This is a genomic window from thiotrophic endosymbiont of Bathymodiolus puteoserpentis (Logatchev), from assembly GCF_900127505.1.
Classification (GTDB): domain Bacteria; phylum Pseudomonadota; class Gammaproteobacteria; order PS1; family Pseudothioglobaceae; genus Thiodubiliella.
In genome coordinates this window covers 1-1227 of sequence record NZ_UEXF01000041.1, presented here as the reverse complement: position 1 = coordinate 1227, position 1227 = coordinate 1, and the positions used below count along the sequence as shown (strand labels likewise).

At 34.9% G+C, this 1227-nt stretch carries 2 protein-coding genes; both read right to left on the bottom strand.

All coding sequences use genetic code 11. From position 1 onward, the window contains the following. Positions 1-247: 247 nt before the first annotated feature. Entirely contained in the window at positions 248-742 is a 495-nt protein-coding gene (locus BHECKSOX2_RS06285) for a hypothetical protein (protein WP_139682918.1), read from the bottom strand. Next, positions 739-1227 (bottom strand): hypothetical protein (locus BHECKSOX2_RS06280; RefSeq protein WP_180323692.1); only part of this gene is annotated, 489 nt, incomplete at its 5' end. The genes BHECKSOX2_RS06285 and BHECKSOX2_RS06280, both read right to left, overlap by 4 nt.

Here is a 1227-nt window from a genome sequence, read left to right as displayed (position 1 = left end):
ATCAATCTTACCGGTGGTGCTTGACTGGGTTAGGCGGTCTAGGGCGTCATAAGTAAAGCGCTCACTCAAACCTGAGATATGGTTTTGTCTTTGTGTGACATTGTCCATTAGGTCGTATTCGTATTCTAGGTTGCGAACTTCATCAGTGCTGTTAAACGCCCTGCTGCATCACGGGATCTGATACGGTAGAAATAGACATTATCTGTATCATCAAGCATGGCTTGATAATGATTTATTTTCACTTTTTTCAATGTAAGTTATTCTCTAAGAAATTGTATGCTAAAACAAGACTGTAAATAGAACTTGAAATAAACAAAAAAATCCACTCTATTAATGATTGTCTTATGCGTTTAACATTAAATAACATTCGACTTGTTAACAACAAAATAAGTGCCAATATGGGAATTACATAATTAGCATGATCTTGAGGAAAAATGCCTGTGTAAAAAAAAAGCCCCAATACAAACCAAATCTTTATAAAAACAAATAATTCAAGCATCGTATTAAGTGCATAAAATATTAGATTAAAATATTTATTATTAAGAAAAATACTAACAAATACCCCTAAACTTAATACTATACCAAGAAGCATCATATTCTTCCATATTCTCCCTCCACTAGGGACAAATATGGTGAACTCAGCTTTGGCAATTATATAAAAAACATTAAAATAATTTATATATAAAATATTAACAATAACAACAAATACTAGCGCTATCAACAATTTTTCTTTTGTCTTCATGGTAATTGGTTTACTTTTAGTTTATTAATAAAATCATGGTTTACCCATTTATGTCCATTCCATATCAAATCCCAAAAGGTATCATTAGGGTTGACTATAAAGCCTTCCACTCCATAGGCTCTAGTAAATTCTCCATAGTCTGGGTGCCATGATGTGCCAAGTTTTGCTCCGTAAACATGCTCTCCGTCTCCTTGTGCAACGAAAGAACAATTGCCTCCAGAATTAGAGCAATTGTATCTTGCTAATTTATTGCCGTCTTGATATTTTCCAATCCCTCCAGTACTTGTGGCAATACAACTCACTGGAGCATTTCCACACTTACTGTTTTCAACGGTGTTATTATTTTTAAGATCATTAAACATCCTACTAAACGCCGCACTCATCCCACCATTAGCAAATTTACCACCACCTAACTCAGCGGCAACGCCACCAACCACATAAGAGGCGACAACATTTTGTACTCTTTGCGTCCATGTGTTGGCTTG